Origin of the sequence: Mesorhizobium sp. LSHC420B00 (genome assembly GCF_000503055.1) — a bacterium.
In the GTDB taxonomy this organism is placed as follows: Bacteria; Pseudomonadota; Alphaproteobacteria; order Rhizobiales; family Rhizobiaceae; genus Mesorhizobium.
This window is the reverse complement of record NZ_AYVY01000015.1, coordinates 116,605-140,332: the sequence shown is the minus strand read 5'-3', so window position 1 is coordinate 140,332 and position 23,728 is coordinate 116,605. Positions and strand designations below refer to the sequence as shown.

22 protein-coding genes are annotated in these 23,728 nt (G+C 62.0%); 12 read left to right on the top strand and 10 right to left on the bottom strand.

Annotation, left to right across the window (positions count from 1 at the left end):
• Positions 1-130: 130 nt before the first annotated feature.
• The 3 genes from X760_RS60300 to X760_RS60290 form a co-directional block, all read right to left on the bottom strand.
• The gene (locus X760_RS60300; protein WP_023720307.1) at positions 131-382 is read right to left on the bottom strand and encodes a hypothetical protein; all 252 of its coding nucleotides are present in this window, start codon (positions 380-382) and stop codon (positions 131-133) included.
• Positions 383-431: 49 nt separating this feature from the next.
• The gene (locus X760_RS60295) at positions 432-617 is read right to left on the bottom strand and encodes a hypothetical protein (protein WP_023720306.1); all 186 of its coding nucleotides are present in this window, start codon (positions 615-617) and stop codon (positions 432-434) included.
• A 1,108-nt stretch (positions 618-1,725) separates the two neighbouring features.
• Positions 1,726-3,057, bottom strand: a complete 1,332-nt coding sequence (locus X760_RS60290; protein WP_023720304.1) for a sorbosone dehydrogenase family protein — start codon at positions 3,055-3,057, stop codon at positions 1,726-1,728.
• Positions 3,058-3,459: 402 nt separating this feature from the next.
• Here X760_RS60290 and X760_RS60285 point away from each other — a divergent pair, with 402 nt between their 5' ends.
• Positions 3,460-4,419 (top strand): DMT family transporter, encoded by a 960-nt coding sequence (locus tag X760_RS60285; RefSeq protein ID WP_023720303.1) that lies wholly within the window; start codon positions 3,460-3,462, stop codon positions 4,417-4,419.
• 136 nt (positions 4,420-4,555) lie between these two features.
• Here X760_RS60285 and X760_RS60280 read toward each other — a convergent pair whose 3' ends face one another.
• The 4 genes from X760_RS60280 to X760_RS60265 are packed head-to-tail and all read right to left on the bottom strand — an operon-like array spanning position 4,556 to position 8,922.
• Positions 4,556-5,392 (bottom strand): N-acyl homoserine lactonase family protein, encoded by an 837-nt coding sequence (locus tag X760_RS60280; RefSeq protein WP_023720302.1) that lies wholly within the window; start codon positions 5,390-5,392, stop codon positions 4,556-4,558.
• Positions 5,393-5,402: 10 nt separating this feature from the next.
• The gene (locus X760_RS60275) at positions 5,403-6,398 is read right to left on the bottom strand and encodes an ABC transporter permease (protein ID WP_023720301.1); all 996 of its coding nucleotides are present in this window, start codon (positions 6,396-6,398) and stop codon (positions 5,403-5,405) included.
• 23 nt (positions 6,399-6,421) lie between these two features.
• Positions 6,422-7,924 carry a sugar ABC transporter ATP-binding protein gene (locus X760_RS60270; protein WP_023720300.1) on the bottom strand — a complete coding sequence of 501 codons (1,503 nt, stop codon included), beginning with the start codon at positions 7,922-7,924 and terminating at the stop codon, positions 6,422-6,424.
• Positions 7,925-7,980: 56 nt separating this feature from the next.
• Positions 7,981-8,922 carry a sugar ABC transporter substrate-binding protein gene (locus X760_RS60265; protein ID WP_023720299.1) on the bottom strand — a complete coding sequence of 314 codons (942 nt, stop codon included), beginning with the start codon at positions 8,920-8,922 and terminating at the stop codon, positions 7,981-7,983.
• Positions 8,923-9,080: 158 nt separating this feature from the next.
• Between X760_RS60265 and X760_RS60260 the strand changes: the two genes are divergently transcribed.
• Positions 9,081-10,094, top strand: a complete 1,014-nt coding sequence (locus tag X760_RS60260; protein ID WP_023720298.1) for a LacI family DNA-binding transcriptional regulator — start codon at positions 9,081-9,083, stop codon at positions 10,092-10,094.
• A gap of 269 nt (positions 10,095-10,363) precedes the next feature.
• Here X760_RS60260 and X760_RS60255 read toward each other — a convergent pair whose 3' ends face one another.
• Positions 10,364-10,717, bottom strand: a complete 354-nt coding sequence (locus X760_RS60255) for a helix-turn-helix domain-containing protein (RefSeq protein ID WP_023720297.1) — start codon at positions 10,715-10,717, stop codon at positions 10,364-10,366.
• A gap of 121 nt (positions 10,718-10,838) precedes the next feature.
• On the opposite strand from X760_RS60255, the gene X760_RS60250 reads away from it, so the two are divergent.
• Both X760_RS60250 and X760_RS60245 read left to right on the top strand, forming a co-directional pair.
• The gene (locus X760_RS60250) at positions 10,839-12,275 is read left to right on the top strand and encodes an MFS transporter (RefSeq protein ID WP_023720296.1); all 1,437 of its coding nucleotides are present in this window, start codon (positions 10,839-10,841) and stop codon (positions 12,273-12,275) included.
• A gap of 352 nt (positions 12,276-12,627) precedes the next feature.
• A complete protein-coding gene (locus X760_RS60245; RefSeq protein WP_036245111.1) occupies positions 12,628-12,960 on the top strand; it encodes a hypothetical protein in 333 nt (110 codons plus the stop codon).
• 214 nt (positions 12,961-13,174) lie between these two features.
• Here the strand turns inward: X760_RS60245 and X760_RS60240 are convergent, their stop codons facing one another.
• Positions 13,175-14,053 carry an NAD(P)-binding domain-containing protein gene (locus tag X760_RS60240; protein ID WP_023720294.1) on the bottom strand — a complete coding sequence of 293 codons (879 nt, stop codon included), beginning with the start codon at positions 14,051-14,053 and terminating at the stop codon, positions 13,175-13,177.
• Between the two features lie 139 nt (positions 14,054-14,192).
• On the opposite strand from X760_RS60240, the gene X760_RS60235 reads away from it, so the two are divergent.
• Entirely contained in the window at positions 14,193-15,113 is a 921-nt protein-coding gene (locus X760_RS60235) for a LysR substrate-binding domain-containing protein (RefSeq protein WP_023720293.1), read from the top strand.
• Positions 15,114-15,407: 294 nt separating this feature from the next.
• Here the strand turns inward: X760_RS60235 and X760_RS60230 are convergent, their stop codons facing one another.
• A complete protein-coding gene (locus tag X760_RS60230) occupies positions 15,408-16,604 on the bottom strand; it encodes an ROK family transcriptional regulator (RefSeq protein ID WP_198030515.1) in 1,197 nt (398 codons plus the stop codon).
• A 143-nt stretch (positions 16,605-16,747) separates the two neighbouring features.
• Here X760_RS60230 and X760_RS60225 point away from each other — a divergent pair, with 143 nt between their 5' ends.
• From X760_RS60225 to X760_RS60195, 7 genes are read left to right on the top strand one after another with little or no spacing between them, the layout of a single operon-like run.
• Entirely contained in the window at positions 16,748-18,013 is a 1,266-nt protein-coding gene (locus tag X760_RS60225; protein WP_023720291.1) for an ABC transporter substrate-binding protein, read from the top strand.
• 57 nt (positions 18,014-18,070) lie between these two features.
• On the top strand, positions 18,071-19,009 hold the full coding sequence (locus X760_RS60220) for a sugar ABC transporter permease (protein WP_023720290.1): 939 nt from the start codon (positions 18,071-18,073) through the stop codon (positions 19,007-19,009).
• Complete coding sequence (locus tag X760_RS60215; RefSeq protein ID WP_023720289.1) at positions 19,002-19,934, top strand: carbohydrate ABC transporter permease; 933 nt, start codon at positions 19,002-19,004, stop codon at positions 19,932-19,934. The genes X760_RS60220 and X760_RS60215 overlap by 8 nt, the downstream gene beginning before the upstream one ends.
• A gap of 10 nt (positions 19,935-19,944) precedes the next feature.
• The gene (gene ugpC / locus X760_RS60210) at positions 19,945-21,042 is read left to right on the top strand and encodes a sn-glycerol-3-phosphate ABC transporter ATP-binding protein UgpC (protein WP_023720288.1); all 1,098 of its coding nucleotides are present in this window, start codon (positions 19,945-19,947) and stop codon (positions 21,040-21,042) included.
• 4 nt (positions 21,043-21,046) lie between these two features.
• Complete coding sequence (locus X760_RS60205) at positions 21,047-21,820, top strand: SDR family oxidoreductase (RefSeq protein ID WP_023720287.1); 774 nt, start codon at positions 21,047-21,049, stop codon at positions 21,818-21,820.
• Positions 21,821-21,857: 37 nt separating this feature from the next.
• Entirely contained in the window at positions 21,858-22,859 is a 1,002-nt protein-coding gene (locus X760_RS60200) for a TIM barrel protein (RefSeq protein ID WP_023720286.1), read from the top strand.
• Positions 22,856-23,668: an SDR family oxidoreductase gene (locus X760_RS60195; RefSeq protein WP_023720285.1), complete on the top strand. Its 813-nt coding sequence runs from the start codon at positions 22,856-22,858 to the stop codon at positions 23,666-23,668. The genes X760_RS60200 and X760_RS60195 overlap by 4 nt, the downstream gene beginning before the upstream one ends.
• The last annotated feature ends 60 nt before the right edge of the window (positions 23,669-23,728 follow it).

The following is a 23,728-nucleotide window of genomic DNA, read 5'->3' as shown; positions in this document are numbered from 1 at the left end:
TTTCATGTCCTGGTCCTCTCGATGGGCCAGAACGAACTTCAAACCGGATTAGATCAGAGGGGCAAGGTCAGGCCTGACCCAGTGACGAACGTGTCAGAGACGCAGAACGGTTCGACGGTCGGGACGGCGCTCATGATGCCGCCTTTCTGGCCTTGGCGTCGGCCATCGCGTTGTCGATACACGCTCCAGCCGCTTCGTTCAGACGTTCGGCGAGGTCGCGGGCGATCATGGCCAGCGCGCTTATTTGGTCCGCCAAAGCGACCCTCTTCCCGTCGCGCTCGAACTCCTGTTCCATGGTCTGGGCATAGAGCACTTCGAGCAAGTGGTGCAGGTTCCCAGTATCGAATTGCAGGTCGTCGAGGTCATCTGAAGGCGCGGTCATGACGCGGCGCCCCCGAGGGTTTCGTAGTAGGCGTTCTTAACCTTCCGCGTCATCTGCTCTGCAATGGTGGCAATGAAGAAAAGGCGCTCCCCCTCGCTTGGGTCAGAACGAAATTCCCGTCAGGTACTGTGGAAAAGACCTCCAGCATGGTCAGCAAGACGTCGGCCACGTTGTCCGCGTCACAGATCAGCGGCTCCAGATCGGCGAAGGTCATCTTCTCCTTGGCGGCGCTCATTTTGGGCAGAATCTGAACTTGGAGTTGGCCAGCAGTTCTGTAGCCGAAAGTGGAGTTGCGGCTCCGTGGCTCGGAAGGTCAGAGCCAGACCTTCAAGCGCCCCGCGAGCATCGGCATGAACTATGCCCCGAACCGGACTTATCCCAAAAGTCCGAAATGCCTGCTCTCGAGCCAAATCTGGCGATCCGCTTCCTAGCACAAGTGTGCGGCTGTCGATCCGTTGCGTCATTCGATCCTGTACGCAACGCCGGATCAAAGCGCTCTCCTCTGCAGTTGTTGTTTGGGATCCCGGGCTCGTGCCTTGTTGCCGAAACGGATTCCGGCGTAGGGCGAGGCCCCCGCAAAGCCGACGTTGACGTCGCGGCAGACGTTCGTCGTCTGCGGGTCAGACTTTTCGTTTCGGGAACTGCGCGATTGCGCCAACTTCGGACGTTCAGCTTCCCTACTGCTACGGCAGGTGTAATCCTGGTTAGAAGCCTCAGCGCACCGTTCACGTCGAGAGGTGAGCGCATCAGCCTAGCGACTGGACCCTTGGCTAGGAACTCTCCGTCGTTCACATGTCGAGACCAGAGAAAGACGATGAACTCCGCAGACTAAATCGCAGACTAATTTCTCTCTCTAGTCTGCGATGTCCTTCTAAGTCATTGAAATGTTGGCGCGCCCGGAGAGATTCGAACTCCTGACCCCAGATTCGTAGTTTGCAGCTACGCCGCATGCCGGCGAAAATGGAAGACGCGTCTTCGATAGTGGGTATTGCGATGTAGCGGTCTCCCGCTACCAAATTCAGATATTTGTCCAGCCCGGAGACATGGGTAACAGTTTGTACCTAAGACATGGGTGACAATCTCGTGCCGAACGGATTGCCGATGGTCTGCAACGTCCTCTGTTCCAGGTCGAGATATCCCAGATCATAGTGCATGAAGCTGACGAGCCAAATGCCTCCGGCCAAAAGCCAAAAGTGTTACCCATGTGTCCGGTACAAAATGTCACCTATGTCTCGGGTCGCTCAGCCTGCCATATGCATCGAGATCGTAGCCGAATGCAGCCATATCGGGCGTGGCGCTGTAGCCGAAGGCTGGTGAGGTCGGAATCAGAAAGGCACCTGCGCTCAACGGCCATTCGCCCGGCGGACCCGCCAGATGACGTTACCGACGTCGTCGGCGACGAGCAGTGCGCCAGTCTGATCGATAGCAACGCCGACCGGACGGCCCATCGCCTCGCCATTACGCCCGATGAAGCCAGTGAGCACATCTTTCGGAGGACCGCTCGGTTTGCCGCCATGGAACGGCACGAAGATCACCTTGTAGCCGCTGTGCACGCTTCTATTCCACGAGCCGTGCTGGCCGACGAAGGCGCCGTTGCCGTAGGTCGGACCGAGCCGGGCGCCTTTGGAGAAGGTCAGTCCCAGCGAGGCGGTATGAGAGCCCAGGGCGTAATCGGGCTTGACCGCCGTCGCCACGAGATCGGGGCGCTGCGGCTTAGCGCGTTCGTCGACGTTCTGTCCGTAGTAGCTGTAGGGCCAGCCGTAGAAAGCGCCGTCACGAACCGAGGTCATGTAATCCGGCACGAGATCGTCGCCGATCTCGTCACGCTCGTTCACGGCGACCCAAAGCTCGCCAGTTTCAGGATTCCAGGAGAGCCCGTTCGGGTTGCGCAGGCCCGAGGCGAAGACCCGCGTGCGGCGGGTCGACCGATCCACTTCAAGGACAGTGGCGCGGTTCTTCTCCGCGGCTATGCCGTTTTCTCCAACGTTGCTGTTGGAACCAACGGTGACATAGAGCTTGCGTCCATCCGGACTTGCGATCACGTCCTTGGTCCAATGATGGTTGAGGTCCCCGGCCGGCAAGTCGATGATCTTTTCCGGCGACGTGCTGACTCGGGTCTGGCCATTGGAGTAGAGGAAAGCGACGAGCGCGTCGGTGTTCGCGACAAAGAGCTTGCCTTTGGACAGCGTCATGCCGAAGGGCGAATTGAGGCCTTCCGCGAACGTCGTGCCCACATCCGCAATGCCGTCGCCATCGGTGTCGCGCAGCAGCGTGATGCGATTGGCGCTTTTGGTCGCGGCGCCAGCCCGCTTCATAGCCAGGTCCATGAAGACCTTTCTAAGACTGAAGCCTTCGTCATGCTTGGCAGGGGCATTGGTTTCAGCAACCAGAACGTCGCCGTTCGGAAGCACATGCAGCCAGCGCGGATGGTCGAGGCCGGTGGCGAAGGCGTTCACTGTCAGCCCCTTCGCCGGGGTCGGCATACCTCCTTTCTGCCAGCCTTTCGCCTCGGCGATGTTAACAGTCGGGATCAGCGTCGGTCTTGGTTTCGGTAAAGTGGGGTTGGGGCCATAGCCGGTTATTGCCCCGGTTTTTTGCGCCGGGATGCCGGCGCAGCTTGCCATGACGGCGCCCAACACCGCTACGAGTACGCTCCCTCGGAAGCCGGCATGCATCGGACGTCCTCCGCATGGATATGTGTCGCGCTCTTTGTGCAAACGGAAGTCAGTGGCTTATTCTTCCAATTGCTTCGAAAAAAACAGCGGCGCTCGTGATCCGAGGGCCAGGAATTCGCGACAGATCTGCTCTCGGCAGAAATATGGCGCGAGAAGATTGTGGCAACCGCGCGAATATCTGTCGCGCAATATGAATCTCAGATTCGTATCGCGCGAAATCGATACGGCTTGCGCTTTTCGGTATCGAGTTGCTCATGGGCCAACATGCGTTCGAATGGAACGAGACCGTGAACGGCGGGACCCACAATGACCCACCGATTGCACCAGCCGGTGAAACAGCTGTTGTTGCTGCTTAGCAAGACGCTGCAAATCTGCTAAAGTCTACGATGGGAGGAGACGGATATCCAATCACTGCCGATAGCACAGCCAAATGTAGCTAAGGCGACACCCGGCGCATCACTTCCGCTCGCCTATTCCCTCGCGACGCTCTGCTGGCTCCTGTCCGCCGGCGTCTATATTGCCGCCAAGTGGGTTGCCCCCGAGATGCCGCCTTGGGCCCTCTGCTTCTGGCGGCTGACGCTCGCCTGCGCGATCCTGCTGCCTATCGTCCATCGTCATCACGGGGCGATGCTCGTGCTGATCCAATCCCGGGTGATCGAGGTGCTGGTCATCGGCGCCATCGGGCTGACCTTGTGTCAGGGCATGATCTACACGGGCCTCAACTACACCAACGCGACAACCGCCGGCATCATCATGGCGCTGTCGCCGATCATGACCATGGTGCTTGCCCGCTTCGTGCTTGGCGAGCCCCTCGGTGTCTGGAAAGCGCTTGGAGCGCTGGTCGCTCTGGCTGGGATGGTGGTGATCGTGGCGCGCGGCGACCTTGCCGCGCTGATGCAGCTACGGTTCAATCCCGGCGAGTTGTGGATCGTCGGCAGCGCGCTTTGCTGGGGCCTCTACACCGTGCTGCTGCGTCGCGCGAAATTCGGCATTGAGCTTCTGCCGATGGTGGTCCTGCTGCTGGGAGCCGGCGCGCTGGCCGCACTGCCTCTCTATCTCTGGGAACTGTTTTCCGGGGATCGTTCGGCGCTGCATGCGAACGGCCTTCTGGCCCTCGCCTATGTTGCCGGCCCGGGCGGCGCTCTGATGTACTATCTCTACAACCGCAGCGTCGAGACGCTTGGCGCCGGGCGCGCCAGCATGCTGCTCTATCTGCAGACCGCCTTCGTCGCCGTGCTCGCTTATCTGTTCCTTGGCGAAAGCTTGCACGACTACGATCTCGCCGGCGCCGCCTTCATCGTCGCCGGCCTGCTGCTCGCCACCGCGATCAAGCCGAGGCAGCGCACGGTGCGTGTCGCGTAGCGAACCTCAGCACCGTCGCTTCGGCCAGCAATTCGTAAGTCTTTGACAGTCCTTTCGGCCGGAGCGGCCCATGAGAGCTGCGTCACCGGTCGAGCTCCGTACGAAGAGGCTGCCGCGAAGGCCGCCTTCGATTTTCCTATCCGGCCCTGACGATCCGGAACCCTTCGACTTCCGCAATGACCGGCAGACCCTTCCATCGCTCTATGTCGTGCAGGACGATCAGTTGCCCAAGATCGCCGCCGATCGCGGTGTTGATGCGGTCGATGGTCTTCAGCTGCTCCCAAACACTGCCGACGGCATTGTTCAGCGGCGCATAGACGCCGTCGTGCTTGTGTCCGGTGATCTGGCGCTTCGAATAGACACAGTCGCCGGAGACGACCAGTTTGCCCCGCGCGGACTGGACGATGACGAATTGCTGTCCGATCGTGTGGCCGCTTCCCAGCCGTACATGGATGCCCGGCAGCACGTCGTCCTTGTCGCCATCGATCAGCGAAACGCGGTGTTCGACCGATGCATCAAGGGCGGCGCGCAACGTGTCGGGATCGATGATGGCGGTGAGATAACCGAACCGCGGCGGCAATGCGATCGCCTCATACCAGGACAGCAATTCGCTTTTCTGGATATAGAGATTTGCATTCGGGAACTCGGCGATCGATCCCATGTGATCGAAATGCGCATGGGTCACAAAAATGTCGGTGATCGCGCCGGCTGCAATGCCAAGCTCGGCCAGCATGCGAACCGGCGAAATCCAGTGGGGAATGTCGAACTTCAGCGAGAAGGCTGTGCTCGTTTCCTGAATGAAGCCGGTGTCGACCAGCACGTTGCGGTCGCCATGGCGTAGCAGGACAAAGGAGAAGGGCAGATCGACCTTGCCATCGTCATACATGCCTGCGACGAGATCCACCCAGGGCTGCTGCTTCGATCGGGCGAATTCGACGACGTAAACCTCCCAATGCGTGTTTTCGCTTGTCATGCTTTCTCCTTCAGCGTTCCGCCAGCGAGCGGCCCAGGCTCGCCATGCCCACGGCAATGATCAGGATGGCGCCCTGCAACACATATTGCGAGAAGGTCGGGGCGCCGAAAATGTTGAGGCCGTTGAAGCCGAAGGCGATGATGAGAGCGCCGACCAATGTGCCGAGCACATGGAATTCCCCGTCACGCAGCGTCGCCGAACCAAGGAACACAGCCGCGAATGCGGTGAGCAAGTAGGAGTCCGCGGCGCTGGCCGTGCCGCTGCCGAGACGCGAGGCAAGCAGTATTCCGGTCAGCGCCGCGCACATTCCCGAAATGACGAAACCGAGGATCTTGATACGATCGACATTCACGCCGGCAAGGCGGGCAGCCACCGCATTGCCGCCCACGGCCTGGATCTCCTGGCCGAGCGGCGTTCGCTCGACCAGCACCCAAAGCCCGCCGAGAACGAGGATCATGACGATGATGTTGTTGGGAATGCCGAACAGCCAGCGGCCAAGGGAAAGCTGGAGAAATGCCTCCGGCACGCCCGCCACAATGGGAACGCCGGCGGAATAGGCGAAGGCCAGGCCTGTAAGGATCGTTCCGACGCCCAGCGTCGCAATGACGGAATTGACCTTGATCTTGGTGACGATGAAGCCGTTGACCAGACCGATCACCGCGCCCAGCGCGATGACGATGACCACCCCAAGCGGGATTGGCAGCTTGTCGTGGACGACGAAGCCGGTGATCAGAATGCCGTGCAGGCTGGCGGCAAAGCCTATGGAGAGATCGAGTTCGCCAACGACAACGGCCAGTGTCAGCCCGCCGGCAATGATCATGGCCAGCGAAGCCTGGTTCAGCACATTGGTGAAATTGCCCACGGTTGGAAAGGCGGCGGGCGACAGGATCGAAAACGTGACGATCATCGCCAGAAGCCCAATGATCGTCCCATAGCGGGCAAAGATACCGAGCGCCGCCTTGGTTCCGGGCGACAGACGCCGGGCGCTTATCGCAACATCGCTCATCAGGGATGGTCCTCCATCAGTGCTTAGGGTTCGACATAGCTTGCCTCGACGATTGCCTTCCGCGACATGGCTAGGCCGGTCAGCTCGCGAACGATGCGGCCTTCCGCCATCACCAGAACGCGATCGCACAGCTCAGGCAACTCGTCCGGTTCCGACGAAATCACCAGAACCGCCATTCCTGCCTCGGCTTGCTGGCGGATCAGTCGGTGGATCTCGGTGCGCGCTCCGATATCGACGCCTCGCGTCGGCTCGTCGAGGATCAGCACCTTCGGTATGCGTTGGAGCCAGCGGCCGATCGCCACCTTCTGCTGATTGCCGCCGCTGAGACGGCCGACCGGCGTGCTCGCGTTCCGCGCCTTTATCGACAGGGCGCGGATCATCTCGCCGGCCATAGACGTGCGGGCGCGGCGGTTCATCAGCGGCAGGTAGCGACCGAAAGCGACCCTGTCGAGATTGGCGATGCTCAGATTGAAGGCGATACTCTTGGACAGGAAGAGCGCTTCCGCCCGGCGCTCCTCCGGGACCAGCCCAAGCCCCACCTGGACGGCCGCCGCGGGGGAAGAGGGCGTATAGGGCCGGCCCATCAGCGCCATCTCGCCGCTGTCCGGCCGGTCCGCCCCGAAAAGCAGCCGCGCGAGCTCCGTTCGTCCGGCGCCGACAAGGCCGCCGATGCCCAACACTTCGCCGGCGTGAAGCTCAAGGCTGACGCCGCGGACTTTCGGCACCCGCGTCAGGTTCTTCGCTTCCAGCACGACACCGCCGCGTGCCCTTGCGGTGGCCGTCCTTTGAGTGTCGCGAATTGCACCGCCGACGATCGCCTCGACCAGCGCGGGGCGGTGGAGCGCGTCTCCGGCGAGTTCGGCGACGGAGCGGCCATCGCGGAAGACCGACACGCGCGTGCACAGGTTCAGGATCTCGTCCAGCCGGTGCGAGATGTAGAGCACCGACACCCCTGACGCGGAAAGATCGCGGACAATCGCAAACAGCCGTTCCGCTTCACCTGCGGCAAGCGATGCGGTCGGTTCGTCCATGACGATCAGGCGCGCCTTGCGCACCAGGGCGCGGCAAATGTTGATCAGCCATATCTCGGCCGTCGAAAGTCCCTTCACGCTGGCGTTGAGCGGCGCCGATATGCCGACGCGACCGGCGATCGGCGCAACGTCACGCGCGATTGCACGCCAATCGGTCAGCCCGAAGCGCGTTTTCTTCGGGACGCCCAGCATGATGTTCTGCAGCACGGTCATGCCCGGCACGAACGCAAGCTCCTGATGGATGAAGCTCATGCCGAGTTCGGTCGCCCGCTGCGGCGTGCCAATCTCCTGGCGGCGGCCGTCGAGCTCGATACGACCGGCGTCGGGATGGTTCAGTCCGGCGAGGATGCGGATGAAGGTCGACTTGCCTGCACCGTTGGCGCCGACAAGGCCATGGATTTCACCCGGCGCAATATCGAGCGATACGCCTTTCAGCGCTTGGGTGCCGCCGAAGGCCTTTGCGATATCGCGTGCGACCAGCAATGGGACCGTCATTTCCGCGCCGCCCGGCTGCGGCGCACCTCTTGTGAACGCCGCCGCCAAACCAAGTCCTACTTTATGGCTTCCGGATGGTCCTTGAGGAAGGCGTCGACGGTTTCCTTGGTCACCAGCACCGCCGGAACCTCGGCTGCCTTGGCTTGCCATGCGCCGCCTGCGTCCTTGATGTCCTTCAACATCTTGACCATGTTGTAGCCCTCGGTGAAGCTGTCCTGCCAGGCCGTGGCGGTCATGAAGCCATTCTTGATGTTCTCCAGCGCCTGGGCATTGCCGTTGATGCCGTAGACGAGAACGTCGTCGCGCCCCTGGGCGCGCAACGAGCCGATAGCGCCAATCGCCGGGTCGTCCCAGCATCCCCAGATCGCCAGGTTTTCCTTGCCGGCCGGATGCGACGCCAGCCACGCATTGGCGTACTGGGCGCCGTCCTCGAAATAGCCGGGAATACGCACCTCGTTCTTGGTGACGGTGATCTCGGGGTGTTTGGCGACGATCTCGTCCATGACGACTTCGCGGTTCCGGCAGACTTCCCCGGTCCGGTAGGTGAGCGCCAGTATCGAGCCCTTGCCGTCCATCTTCTTGACCATCAGATCCACGACCGGAATCGCCATCGGACCGCCCGAGCCGTTGGTTGCGGCAACGGTCGAGCCGAGCCCGCCGCCCCAGGTCACCACAGGTATTCCAGCGTCGCCTGCGGCGGCCAGACCGGCGCCGATCGACGAATAGGGAAACACCATGTCGATGATCGCATCCGCCTTGAGCTGCGCGAAATTCTGGATCGCCGCGTTCGCCTGGTCGGCGCTGCCGGCGGCATCCACGACGTTGGTCTTCCAGCCAAGCTCGTCGGCGGCCTTCGTCGCGCCCTGGATGTAGCGGACATTGTTGGCCTCGGTGGCGCTTATCGACACAACGCCAAGAAGCGGCTTGTCCTGCGCGGCAGCGCTGGCCGTCGCGAGCGAGAGCGCTCCTGCGGCAATAATGCAAGCTAGATTTTTCATGGTGTTCCTCCCTTCGCCTAGTCTGCCGTCAGAGCCCCTTGACAGCAAACCGTTTCGCTAACGTCCTGCAAAACGCAGTCCAATGCAAGCATGAATCCGCTGGACACAGGGATAAATCTGAACCAAAGTTCAGCGAAACGATTAGCTATCGGGGCAAAATGGCCACCATCAAAGACGTCGCCAGAACGGCAGGCGTATCGACTGCGACGGTTTCGGCCGTCATGAACGATACGGCCTTTGTCAGTCCCGAGCTGAGGGCTCGCGTCGTCACCGCCATTCGCGAGCTGCGCTATGAACCGTCGCTGGCCGCCCGCAATCTGCGTCGCAACCGCAGCCAGCTGATCGCCCTTGCGGTGGCCGATCTCTCGAACCCGTTTTACGCACGCATCGTCTGGTCGGCCGAGGCAGCGGTCGCGGCATGGGGTTATTCACTCGTTCTCTTCAACAGCGATGAAAAGCCCGACACCGAACGGCGCATCCTGTCGCGGATTCGCACCCTCGGTTGCGACGGAATGGTTCTGGTTCCGGTGGGCGCCGCAAATCAATATCAGCCGCATGAGTTCGAAGGCATCGCGACCGTTCTTCTAGGTCGACCGATCGAAGGCAACAGCGCCGATACGGTGAGCATAGACAATCGGGCAGCCGGCAGGCAGGCGGTCGACTACCTGCTCGATCTTGGGCATCGCCGCATAGGTTCGGTCACCGGGCCGATGCAACTGTCGACCAGCAAGGGCAGGCTTGACGGCATGATCGACGCGATGGCCGCGCGGGGATTAACTCCGCAGCCTGGCCATGTCAGGTCCGGCGAATTTCGCGAGGAGGCCGCCTATTCGGTGGCCCGCGACATGATGGGTTCGCCCGACCGTCCCACGGCGATCTATGTCGCGAACGGCGTCATGGCGATCGGCGTGATGCGCGCCATTGCCGATCTCGGCTTGCGCTGTCCGCAAGACGTCTCGGTCGCCTCTACCGACACCGTCGCAGGCGCCGGAGGCCTGAAGCCGCGACTGACGAGAACGGAACATCCCATTGCCGACATGACCAACGAAGCGCTGCGCCTGCTCGTCGACCGCATCGAGGAAAGAGTGTCGGAGCCCGTGCGCAACATCGTTTTTCAGCCGGCACTGATCGTTGGCGAGAGCTGCGCGCCGCTGCGTAAGGATATCGGGTGACGGACCCGCAATGGTGCGGAACAACGAGCCTCAGAGCACCGCTGAAGCGAAGCCGGATCATCGAAGCCGGCCGTGCTGGACAATGGCCCGCCGACGCCCAGATCGACCTTGAGGAGCACGAAGTCGTCTTGGCCGACGGCCGCACCCCACATCAACTCCGCAATGGCCGAGCAGTTGCTCTCATTTTCGGCGAAGATCGGCTGTTCGAGGGTCGGCCCAAACAAGGTCGGAACGATACTCGCGCACAGCACACCGCCGCACCTAAGGCGCTACGCCTTGACCAGCGACATTGGTCGATCCCGTGTCAGTCGATCCGAATGCTTGAGACCCCAGTGCGCAAGCGGAGCAAGAGCGTCGTCCAGCTCCAGACCTAGGTCAGTCAACGAGTATGCGACGCGAGGCGGAACCTCCCCAAAATCGTGTCGGTCAAGGAGTCCGTCCGCCACCATCTCTCGCAAATGCTGGATGAGCATCTTCTCGCTCATGTCGGGAATAAGGCGACGCAACTCGCCAAACCGCCGCGGCTGCTTCCGGCAAAGCCAGAGGATCGTGCCTTTCCACTTGCCGCTGATCACAAGGAATGCCGGCCCCAGGCCGCAGGCTTCAGGTAAGTTCGTTGCCATCACATCGCTCCGATAGGGTACCTACAAAATAGTAGGTACTTGCCAAACCGGCGGTAAGTCAATCACCCTTGCGCCTCCCTCGTGGCGTTATCGCGCCGCAGGCAAGCAAAAGGACTTTCCCATGGATATCCCATCCAAGAATTTTTCCGCCGCACCCGATCCACGACGCTGGATTGCATTGGCGGTACTTTGCGTAGCCTTCTTTATGGTTTGCCTTGACGGACAGATCGTCCTCCTCGCCTTACCCTCGATCGAGGCACAACTCGGTTTCACCCCATCCGCGGTGCAGTGGGTGATGAGCGCCTACATGCTGGCTCTGGGCGGGCTTCTTCTTCTCGGGGGTCGAGTATCGGATCTGTTGGGTCGGCGGCGCCTGTTCATGGCGAGCACAGCTGCTTTCCTTGTCGCCTCGCTGGCGTGCGGGCTTTCCGGCAATCCAGGATTTCTCATCGGTGCCCGGGTTGTTCAAGGAATTGCCGCTGCCGTATTGACCCCCAGCGCCCTATCGATCCTCATGACCACCTTCGAGGGAAATGAACGGAATCGAGCCCTGGGGCTATGGTCCGCGATGGGAGCCGGCGGGGCCACCGCCGCGCTGCTGGTGGGTGGACCGCTTGCCGATTGGCCCGGTTGGCGCTGGGTGTTCTTCATTAATGTCCCCATCTGCGCCATGATCCTGGGGCTCAGCCCGTTCACGCTGCGCGAGAGCCGTGCTATCGGCAGCCGCGGTGGCTTCGATCTCGGCGGCGCCGTGACGATTACCGCGGCGCTCGTGGCATTCGTACTGGCGATCACCGAGGTTCCCAGCGTTGGCTGGGCCCATCCGAAAACCCTGGGCCTGTTGGGTGCAACGCTCGGACTGCTCGGCGCATTCGTGCTGATCGAAAGGCGGGTGAATAACCCGCTTGTTCCCCTTGCCATCTTTCGGTCTCGCTCATTTGTCGGCGGGAACCTGACCATGCTCTTCGCCGGGGCGCTCGTATTCGGCATGGCACTTTTGGTGTCGCTTTATGCCCAGAAGGTCCTGGGTTACTCGCCGCTTGTCTTTGGCCTTGGCACGATGATCTATGCAATCCTGTCGATCGTCTCCTCAACACTGACGGGTAAATGGATCGGTCGGGCCGGGGCGCGTGCGATTGCCGTGATCGCCATGCTCTTGATGGGCGCTGGGTGCGCACTCTTCACCTTCATTGTTCCCGAAGGCACCTACCTCGCGCATCTGCTTCCGGGCTTGATCGCCTTCGGGCCTGGTATCGGAATGGCTGCCGTTGCCGGTTCCGTTGCAGCTCTCTCGAAGGTCAAGGAAGCCGACGCAGGCCTCGCGTCCGGGATAAACAGCGCGATGTTCCAGATTGGCGCTGCTCTGGGGGTAGCTATCACCGCCACCGTCGCTGTCTCGATGACGGGGACGTCGGATACCCCCGCAGCACTGACCGCAGGGTATGCGGCGGGCTTTTGGGCCTGTGTGATCATCGCCGCCACCGGTGCAACGCTTGCGCTGCTCCTTCTTTCGCGGGACAGAACGCCGGCCCCTGCGCCGGTGCACGTCGGGGTATGAGGAATTGGGGAGCCGCCGTCGCGGCTCCCCTACCAGATGCGCAAACGCGAGGCGGCACAGCCTGCGACGGGCCATATGGGTTGCATCATACAAGTCAATATTAGGCTGTGCCGATGCTTAGACGCGTCTACGAAACCAGAACTGCTCAGCAGCGCGCGCCCCGGCCCGATCGAGTTCCGCGACGCCTTGGGCCGACAGCGAATCGAGTTGTAGTTGCCCCGCGTCGACGACGATACGCTGGCTGACGTCGCCGACGTGGTTGCCCAGCCTGGCTCAGCGCGGCCAGAGTTGTGCATTAGATATTTGAGGTCCACATGCCGCTGCTTGGCGGCAACGCATCGAGGAGAGCAAGATGGTTATTCGTCAATGGCGCGCTCGCGCCGCGGCGTCCAATCCGCACGGTTATCCCAACCACTTCAGAACCAGTGTCCTTCCGGCATTGCTCCAGACGGCCGGATTTCTCGGAGCGCAGTTGAGCGTGCGCAAAGTTGATGCCGAAATCGAATTTCAGGTGCAGACCCGGTGGCAATGGATGGACGCCATCGGCAGATTTGCCGGGTCAGATGTCGAAAAGGCGGTCGTCGAACCGGGCGCTGTCGCCGAGCTGCTCTCCTTCGATCCGCGTGTATGCCACTACGACGTCATTGAGGACGCAGGGAAGTCGTCCGGATCAAGCGGAGCCTGACCGAGTGTTCCAGCCATCATCCCGTGCAAAACTCGAATTCCAGCCGACCGCCGGGAGTGTATCCCGCATCGCCGCGCGAGGAGAGGATGACGAACCGCTTGCCGGCGGGCAACGAACCCCGAAGCTGGGTTCATTTTGGACGCTGGTGCACCGCCTCCCCGGGAGGCCGAGAATGTCGGCAGCGGCGAGGGATATGGCGCCATCCACGACGGCTTCACCCGCCTTTCCCGCTCTTTCGCCGGATCAGCTCGAAAACACCTGAAATATCCTCATCTCCGAATCCGCCTCCCACCCGTTTGCGGAACAGGTCCAGCATGGGGTCGAGCAGATCGGTCGCGACGCCCTGCTCCCGGGTAGCTGTGAGGATGTTGTCCAGTGAGGCGGCCTGCATCCCGAGGTTCGACACCACATTCACGCAATGCCTGCCGCTGTCGATCTTCTCCGCATATCCCGGCAGCTCGCCCATCATCGCGGTCATCCATGGGCCAAGGAGCTTGAGGAAAGCGCCCGCGCCAATGCCTTCGGAATCTACGAGCGCGGTAGCGTGGAAGAAGCCGGCGAAAAGGCCATACATGCCGCTAAGAAGGGCCAAGTCGTGCAGCGATGCCAGCCCGGCATCCCCGCCGAGATAGTTCGCGGCGCCAAGCGCCTCGAGCGTTCGGGCGTGCGCATCGAAGGCCGCTTTGGAGCCGCTGTAGAGGATAAGCGCATGTTCGCCGCCGATCATCGGAGGCGTCGCCATGATGCCGCCGTCGAGATAGGCGGCGCCCAGCTTGGCAATCCGCTCGGCCGTGGCGCGCGCCTGTGCCGGCGTGCCGTTGGTCAGATTGACCAGCGAACGCCCGGAGAGCGCCGATGCCGCATCATCGATCACCGAATCCGACGCGGCATAGTCCAGCACGCACATCACGGTGACGTCGCTTGCGGCGGTCGCGTCGGCGGCGGACTTCACCTCGCGCGCGCCTTTGGCAAGCAGTGATGCGGCCTTGCCGGGCGTGCGGTTCCAGACCGTGACCGTGTGGCCCTGCGAAAGAAATCGGGCGGTCAGCGCCTGCCCCATGGCCCCGAGGCCGAGGATCGAGATATTGGCCATGTACGTGCGTCCTTCTACGTTCCGAATTGCAGCCCCGCCCCACGGCGGCGGCTACAAAGAGATGCAATATTGGACGCAGAAGCAGTAGTGGGTTATCTGTAGACCTATCGTCCACATTTAGGAACGATGAGAGCTCCGGATGCTGAATCTCAACGACCTCCTCGTTTTCGTTCAAGTAGTTGATCATGGCGGCTTCGCTGCGGCGGGGCGTGCCCTGGGCATCCCCAAGTCCACTCTCAGCAAGCGGCTCTCCGAGCTGGAAAAGGCGATTGGCGTGCGTCTGGTCCAGCGGACCTCGCGCAGCTTCACCGTGACCGAGATCGGCCGAGATTTTCATCGTCATGCCGCCGCCATGCTGATCGAAGCGGAGGCGGCCGAGCATGTGATCAAGGGTCGCCTTGCGGAACCGAGCGGAACGGTGCGGATCACGGCATCGCTGCCGATCGCCCAGTTCCGTCTAGCGGCGATCCTCCCGCGTCTCGCAGCGAGCTATCCGAAGGTCCGCATCATGCTCGACGTCTCCGACAGGTTCGTGGACATCGTGCAGGAAGGTTTCGACATCGCCATCCGCAACCACTTCGCCCCGTTGCCGGATACCGAACTCGTGCAACGTCGCATCGATTACGACCCCGCCTGGCTCGTCGCCTCGCTCGACTATATTCGGAAGAACGGCATGCCTTCTCGACCCGAGGAAGCGAACGGGCTCGATGGGATTATGGCATCATCGTCGGAGAGGGTCTGGACGCTTCACGATGGGCAAGGCGTCGTTGCGGAGGTCACGCCATCTCCGCGCTATATCGCCAACGAAACCGTCTCCTTGCGGGAAGCCGCGAGGGCCGGGCTCGGCGTGGCTTGCCTGGCGGGCAGCTTCTGTGCGCCGCTGATCGAGTCCGGCGCGCTTGTCCGCATCTTACCGGACTGGACAGCGCGTGGCGTGGCGACGACTCTGCTGATGCCGCATCGTCGCGGGCAGCTCCCCTCCGTTAGGGTCGTTGCCGACCATCTGATCGCTGAACTCTCGCAACGGCCACAAGGTGCAGACCCAATCAATGCAGACTGATAGTCCTAGGGCGGGTACGTTGGAATCCTGGGCCGATCGCTGGGGCGTCGTGGGCGCCGAAGTGTGATGTCCGCTTACGTGCGACCAGACCCCAAATGTCGCAAAATGAGGGCCGAGCCGTCATCGCCTCAAAGGATTCGAACTCAATCAGTCGCCGCCCCTGCTAGGCTGGCGTGCTCTGGCCGGCGCGCGCGCCGTAGGCGGCGGCAAATGGCGGTGTTTGGTGCACCCGAAGGGATTCGAACCCATGACCTCTGCCTTCGTACGGCAAGGTTTACCTGGAACGTAGCCATATCATCGCAGTCGGCTGTTGTGGCGCAGCACGAGGCCGACCGCGCCGAGCAATGCATCGTTCTCCGTGTGCTTGCCAACGATTATCCGCGTGCGCAGCGCGGGCGCCACATCGCGGGACTTGATGAGCGTGTGGCGTTCATATGACGCGATCAGTGGCGCCAGGAGAATGTCGCCCGCCAAGGCCATGCGGCCGCCGATGATAATGAGCGGCGGATTGAGCACCGAACCGATCAAGCCGAGCCCACGTCCGGCGAACTCGGCGGTGTCCTCGATCATCCGCAGCGCCCTTACGTCGCCCTGCTCGGCCATCATGATCACGTCGTCCATCGTGACCGGCCGCCGCACGATGCGCGAAATCTGCTCGAGCGGCCGGGCAAAGCTGGCATAGAGCTCCAGGCATCCGCGATTGCCGCACCGGCAAAGGTCACCGCCGGGATCGATGCTGATATGCCCGAATTCGCCGGCGCCGCCGGCGATGCCGCTCACCAGCCGGCCATGCTGGACAATGGCCCCGCCGACCCCCAGATCGACCTTGAACAGCACGAAATCGTCCTGGCCTACGGCAGCCCCCCACATCAGCTCCGCAATGGCCGAGCAGTTGCTCTCATTGTCGGCGAAGATCGGCTGTTCGAGGACCGGCCCGAACACATCGCGGATGTTGACCCCGGCCCAGGTCGGAACGATACTCGCGCGCAGCACCACTCCTTCGCGGCTGACTGGGCCTGAGACGGAGACCCCAACCCCCAGGAGCCCCGCCATCGGCAGACCGTTCTCTTCATAGCATCGGGCAATTACTGACTTGGCGAGCTGGGCCGCCTGCTGCGGCTGGTAGTCCAGACCCATGGGGATAGTTTGTTCGGCAATGAAAGAATGCGAGACGTCGGCGACGACGCATCGCATTTCGTCGAGGCCCAGATGGATGCCGACGCAGGTGCCCGCAGCGGGATTGAGCGTCAATGCCGTGGCAGGCCTGCCGATACCCCTGGCCGCGTCATGATGGGCCGAGGATTCGATCACCATCCCCGATTTTCTCAAGCCATTGAGCGCGGTTGAAACCGTCGACCGCGCCAAACCGGTAATGCGGGTAATTTGCGACGCAGAAAGCACGCCGCGCTCACGCAGGCATCGGACGATCAGGCTCTCCGGCGACGCGGACGGCCTGTCGATCAGCCAATTTCTAAGCGAAGGTTTGTTCATGATGAGCACAAAGGACGTTGACTGATAGCCCAAATATGTCATCTTGGAAAGAACGGAGATTACTGCATCTCACCGGCCACGACCTCAAATCGCGGGCCACAAGCGGTCGATACGAACCGTGCATCACCTATGGGAGTGAAACGATGAAATATCTGAGGACGGCCTTTGCGGCCGCTACCGCCTTCACCTTGCTTACCGGAGCAGCACTCGCGGAGCCCAAGACCAACCTCTTGCACCAATGGGCGACCGGATCGGACGCCCAGGCTATCGCCAAGCTCGGCGAGATGTTTACCGCCAAGGGCGGCGCCTGGCAGCAGACCTCGATCGCAGGCCATACAGCCAACACATTGGCCAAACTGCGTGCCGATGTGATCGCCGGCAACGCACCTCCCGCTGTGCAGCTCAAGGGCCCCGAGATCGCCGAATGGAACGAGACGGGCATGACAGCCAATCTCGACGACCTGGCGAAGGCGGAAAATTGGGAGAAGGTCGTCGCTCCCGAATTGCTGCCGGTGATGAAGCCGACGGGGAATTGGGTGGCGGCGCCGATGAACATCCACCGCATCAACTGGCTGTGGGCATCGCCAAAGGTCATGAAGGATGCGGGCGTCACCGAGATGCCGAAGACATGGGCGGAATTCAACGCCGCCTGCGACAAGATCGTGGCCAGCGGCAAGATCTGCATTTCGCACTCGACCGCCGACTGGACCGACTCGACGGTTTTCGAAGTGGTCGTGTACGGTCAGGACCTCGATCTCTACAAGAAAGCTTTCGTCGAGGGCGACGTCGATGCCATGCGCAGCGACGGCATGGTCAAGGCCTTCGAGCAGTTCCGCACCATGACCTCGAAGTACATGGACCCCGGCATGAATGGGCGTGACTGGGATACCATGTCGCACCTGGTCGGCCGCGGCGAGGCCGCCTTCCACATCATGGGCGACTGGACGATCGGCCTGCTGACGGCTGGCGGCTTCAAGGAGGGCACCGATTATGTCTGCGCCCAGGCGCCGACCGATTGGGGCAAGCCCGGCTTCATCCTGAATTCAGACTCGGTTGTGTTCTTCAAGCAGAAGGACCCGGACTACATCGAGGGACAGAAGCTGCTTGCCAGCATCATCCTATCGCCCGAGTTCCAGACCATTTTCAATCAGACCAAAGGCTCCATCCCGGCCCGCCTCGACGTCGATCTTTCGAACGGCTTCAATCCCTGCCAGCAACTCTCGCAAAAGCATCTGCAAGCCTCGATCGCCGCCGGCACGCTCGTCCGTTCCATGGCGCACAACATGACGGTGCCGCAAAAAGTCCGCGGCGCAATCATGGATACAATCACCGAGTTTGTGGCGACGCCGGATATGAGTGCGCAGGACGCGGCCAATGCCATGGCGGATGCGGCCGAAGCGCAGAAGTGAAGCTGCCGATGATGGCCGGGGGCGAAGCGCCCGGCCTGACTTCGCCGGAGCAGCCCGATGTCCACCCATGACCTGATTGTACCGGCCGCAGCCGCCACGACCCGTCCGTGGCGCGAGCGCCTTGGCACGATGGTGCCCATTCTGGTGCTGGCGCCGTCGATAGCGGCGAGCTTCGTCTATGTTTTCGTCTTCACGCTCTGGACGCTCTACATCTCGCTGTCCAATTCGTCGCTGTTGCCGACCTATGGGTTCGTCGGCCTCGACAATTACGCTTCGCTCTGGGCAAACCGGCGCTGGAACATCGCCTATACGAATCTCTTCCTGTTCAGCGGCTTCTATATCGTTGGCTCGATGGCGGTTGGCCTGCTGCTCGCGATCGCGATCGACCAGCGCGTCCGCGGCGAGGCGGTTTGGCGCACTATCTTCCTCTATCCGTTGGCGGTGTCCTTCATCGTCACCGGTACGGTGTGGAGCTGGCTCTATAACCCTGTCGACGGTATCCAGGCCTTCGTTCGCGGGCTTGGCTGGACCGACTTCAGCTTCGCCCTGACGGCCAACCGCAACACGGCGAACTATGCGGTGATCATAACCGGTATCTGGCAGTCGTCCGGCTTCGCGATGGCACTTTTCCTGGCCGGTCTGCGGTCGGTCGATCCGGATCTCGTCAAAGCCGCGCAAATCGACGGCGCGTCGGTTTTCCGGACCTATCGCAGGGTCATCCTGCCCACCATCGCCCCGATATTCCTGGCGGTGGCGGTCATTCAGATACAATTCGCCATCAAGACCTTCGACCTGGTGGCGGCGTTGACGCGGGGTGGGCCAGGCGTGTCCACCACCTTCCCCGCCATCTATGTCTACGACCTGATGTTCCAGCGCGGGCAAATCGGCGAGGGTGCCGCCGCGGCGATGATGATGCTCGCGGCAGTCGCGGTGGTGCTGGTGCCGTACTCGTTGTGGATCGTCTGGCGCCGGCGGGCGGAGGGCCGCAATGGCTGAAATTGCCCCCAATGCCAGCTTTGACCCGGCCCGCCCCAATCCGACCGGCTTTGATCCGGAAGCTGCCGCAGCCACGCGCCGGCATTTCTGGAGCCGCTTCCTTGTTTATGCCGTGCTGGCGCTTTTCGCGATGGTCTATCTCGTGCCGTTGCTGGTGGTGATCTTCAACTCATTGCGCGAGCAGTCGGAGATTGCCCGCAACGGCCTCATCTCCGTACCTCGCAGCTTCCGGTTCGATGCGTGGGCGCAGGCCTGGGGATCCTACTGTGTCAGCGGTACCTGCGAGGGCATGAAGCGCAATTTCTTCAACTCGCTGGCGATGACGATCCCCGCCACAATCATCTCAACCATTCTCGGCGCCATGAACGGCTACATCCTCTCCAAATGGCGCTTCAGGGGTTCCGAACTGATCTTCAATCTGATGCTGCTCGGCGTATTCATGCCCGGCCAGATTTCGCTGATGCCGTGGGCGTTCCTGCTCGGCAAGCTCGGCCTGACCAATTCCACATATGGGCTGGTGTTGATCCACGTCGTCCAGGGCATCTCGTTCACCACCCTGTTCTGCCGCAATTTCTACGTCAGCATACCGGACGACCTTATCAAGGCGGCGCGCATTGACGGCGCCGGCTTCTGGCGAATCTTCCGCAAGATCATCCTGCCCCTGTCGCCGCCCATTCTGATTGTCACCGTCATCTGGCAGTTCACCGGCATCTGGAACGAGTATCTGTTCGGCGTCGTCTTCACGTCGGGCCAGCAGCAGCCGATTACGGCGGCGTTGGTCGCGCTCACGGCCGGCGGCACGACCGCACGTGCTTACGATGTGATGAGCGCAGCCGTGCTGATCGGCGCGTTGCCACCGCTGCTGATCTATCTGTTCGGTGGCAAATACTTCGTGCGCGGCCTCACGCAGGGCGCCATCAAATGAGGCGTCGCCCATGTCCGCGTTGATGATCCGCAACCTTCACAAGAGCTACGGCTCGCTCGAGATTCTTTCCGGCATCAATCTCGAGGCTAAGACCGGAGAATTCGTCGCGCTTGTCGGTCCGTCGGGTTGCGGCAAGTCAACCTTGCTCGCCATGATTGCCGGCCTGGAAACCGTCACGTCGGGAGAGATTTGGATCGGCGACCGGCTGGTGAACTCGGTGCAACCCAAGGACCGCGACATTGCGATGGTGTTCCAGTCATACGCCCTCTATCCCACGATGACGGTGCGCCAGAACATCACCTTCGGCATGGAAAGCCGCGGCGTGCCCAAAGCGGTGCAAGCGGAAGCTGTCCAGCGCGTTGCCGCACTCCTGCAGATCGAACAGCTGCTTAAACGCAAGCCTGGCCAGCTCTCGGGCGGCCAGCGGCAGCGCGTTGCGATGGGGCGTGCCCTCGTCCGCGACCCGAAGCTGTTTTTGTTCGACGAGCCCCTGTCCAATCTCGACGCCAAGCTGCGCGTCGACATGCGTACCGAAATCAAGAAGCTCCACCATCGCGTCGGCAAGACCACGGTGTATGTCACCCACGATCAGGTCGAGGCGATGACGCTTGCATCCCGCATTGCGGTGATGAACCAGGGCTCGGTACAGCAGTTCGACACGCCGAAGCGGATCTACGACCGGCCGACAAACATGTTCGTTGCCGGTTTCATGGGATCGCCGGCGATGAATTTCATCCCGGCGCGGCTTACCGGCTCGACCAGCATCTCGGTACGCGCCGCTGACGGCAGCGACGCCAGCCTTGCCCTTGCTGCGCCGATGCCCGCCGGTGCGCCAAAGGACGTCGTGCTCGGTATCCGGCCGGAACACATCTACCGTTTCACGACCGACCTGAAGTCGCGCAAACCTGCTGTGGCGTCCATGCAGGCGCCGGTCGAGCTGGTCGAGCCGACCGGGGCCGAGACGCTTGCCGTGCTCAGGCTGGGTGACCTGGAGATCACCGGCCGCTTCGAGCCGGACGACGCTCCCGTCATGGGCGAGACGATAACGCTGGGCATCGATATGTCGCGCGCCTGCCTGTTCGATCCAACAACCAAGGCGCTTCTGTAATTTGATGTCCGTACAATTCGCAACCTATCCGAGCTTGGCCGATCGGGTCGTGCTGATCTCCGGCGGCGCCTCCGGCATCGGCGCCGATATGGTCCGCGCCTTCGCCTCGAATGGCGCCCGGGTAGCCTTTCTCGATGTGCAGGACGAACCAGCGGAGGCGTTGCTGCGCGAGCTCGGCGGTGCCGCCGGGCGGGCTCCCTTATATCTCCATTGCGACGTGACCGACGTCGATGCGTTAAAGGCGTCGGTAGAAGGCGTGCGCGCGCGGCTTGGTCCGGTCGCCGTCCTGGTGAATAACGCTGCCAATGATCAGCGCCATCCCATCGACGCAGTGACGGCCGAATATTGGGACCGCAGCTTCGACATCAATCTCCGGCATCACTTCTTCGCCGCTCAAGCTGTGCATCCGCATATGCAGGAACTCGGCTTCGGCTCGATCATAAACTTCTCCTCCATTGCCTGGCGTTTCGGAGCGGACCAGATGGTGGCCTACGCCACCGCCAAAGGGGCTGTGGTGGCGCTGACGCGTGCGTTGGCGCGGTCGTTCGGACCCGACAACATCCGCGTCAATGCAGTCGAACCCGGCGCCGTCATGACCGAGCGGCAGCGCGAGCTGTGGTTCAAGACGCAGGAGGCAGTCGACCAGACGGTGCAGCGGCAATTGATCCGTCGCGTCCTCCTGGGCGAGGAGATTGCACGGACCGTGCTCTTCCTGGCAGCGGATGACAGCCGCATGATCACGAAGCAGTCCATCACCGTCGATGCCGGCCTGCGCTAGTGACCCCTCTCCGCCCTCCATTGGAACCGCCAAGCTGATGCTTCGTCTCGGCCTCAACCCCTACGGACTGACCTACTATCTCGGACTGCAGGGCCGTGGCACGCCGCGGCACAATCCGGACGGCGTGGGACTGGAAGGCTTCATCGCGCTGGCGCAGGAACTGGGCGCACGCACGCTCGAGATCTACGAACCCTGGTTGACCGACTTGCCGGATGCCGAAATCGTCGCGCTGCGCAAGCGTATGAGTGCGCTCGATATTGTCCCCGTGGTGAGCGGCGGGCTGCTGGTGGCAGGTCCGCTGGACAACGCATTTCGGGCTGCGCGCCTGCTCGAGGCGACGACGATCCGTATCGCACTGACGCCTGTCCTGTGCGGCGACCGCAACGCCTGGGGCCGGAAATGGAGTGAGTTCAATACGACGATCCGCGCTGCGTTGACAGATTGGGGACCGCGTGCGGCGGCCGAGGGCCGGGTACTCGGCATCGAGAACCATCAGGACTTCGGCAGCGACGAACTGGTCGCGTTCTGCGAGCTCGGCGGACCGGGCGTCGGCATCACCTACGACACCGGCAACACTTTTCCTGTCGGCGAGGCGCCGCTTGCCTTCACGCAGCGGATCGCACCCTATGTCCGCCACGTTCACCTCAAGGACTATCGCGTGCAGTTCACGGATGAGGGCTACCGTCTGGTCCGCTGCGCGATCGGCGACGGCGCCGTGCCTTTTGGCGAACTGGCAGCCATCCTTGGCGAGCACCACGACACGCTGACGGCGGTGCTCGAACCGGGCGCGCTGGAGGCCCGTCACGTTCGCTGTCTCACGGACGACTGGTGGAACGGATATGCGCCGAAGACCGCACGCGAGTTCGCGGCCTGCCTGAGTGCTGCGCGCGCGAACCGTCTTGCGGACGACGCCGACTACCGCACGCCATGGGAGCGCGACAATGACGGCGCGCTCGTTTCGTATGAACTCGACATGATCCGCCGCAGCGCCGCCAATATGAAGAAGTTCGGTTTCATTGCAATGGAGAGATCAGCATGACCACCCGAGACCTCAGCGGCCTGACCGCCTTCGTCACCGGCTCGGGACGCGGCCTCGGCCGCGTGATGGCCGACCGCTTGGCCGAACTTGGCGCAAACGTCGCGGTCCACGACCTCGATTGGGCCCGGCCATCTCAATATGGTGAATTCGCGGACCTCGGCGACTCTGCCCGGGGCTTGGAGAAGCATGGGACACGGGTGACCGCGGTCACCGGCAATATAGGCGACAAGCAAGCTGTCGCCGAAATGAAGAGGAAGATCGAGGCGGACCTCGGCGACGTGCACATTCTGGTCAACTGCGCCGGCGGCGACATCGGCGCCAAGGGCGTAAAGCCCAGTCCCAACAACGCACTCGACATCGACTACGACGACATCAAGGTTCTAACCGAGAACAATCTCATCGGCACGATGTTGGTTTGCCAGGCGTTCGTTCCGCCGATGGTCAAGCGGGGCTCGGGCTCGGTGATCAACATCGCCTCGGCGGCAGCGCATATCGGCTGCTCACCCGAGGTGGTCTACTCAACGCTTAAGGCGGCCGTCGTCCATTATACGCGCTGCCTCGCCAAGGAATTGATCGACGATGGCGTACGCGTCAATGCGGTAAGCCCTGGCGCCACCAAGACGGCACGGTTCCAGGCGAGTCGCGTGGTCGATCCGCAGCGCATGGATTCGAGCAAGAAATCGCTGAACCGGTATGCGGAGCCTGAAGAGATCGCCGAAGCGGTGGCCTTCCTCGCCGGTCCGCGCGCGCGCTTCATCAACGGGCAGGTAATCCGTGTCGATGGCGGTTTCACAATCTTTCCAGGTTAAGCCGCAACCATTGCCGGTTTCGGATGAGTATTTGATCGTGCCGTGACCCGATAAAACTGT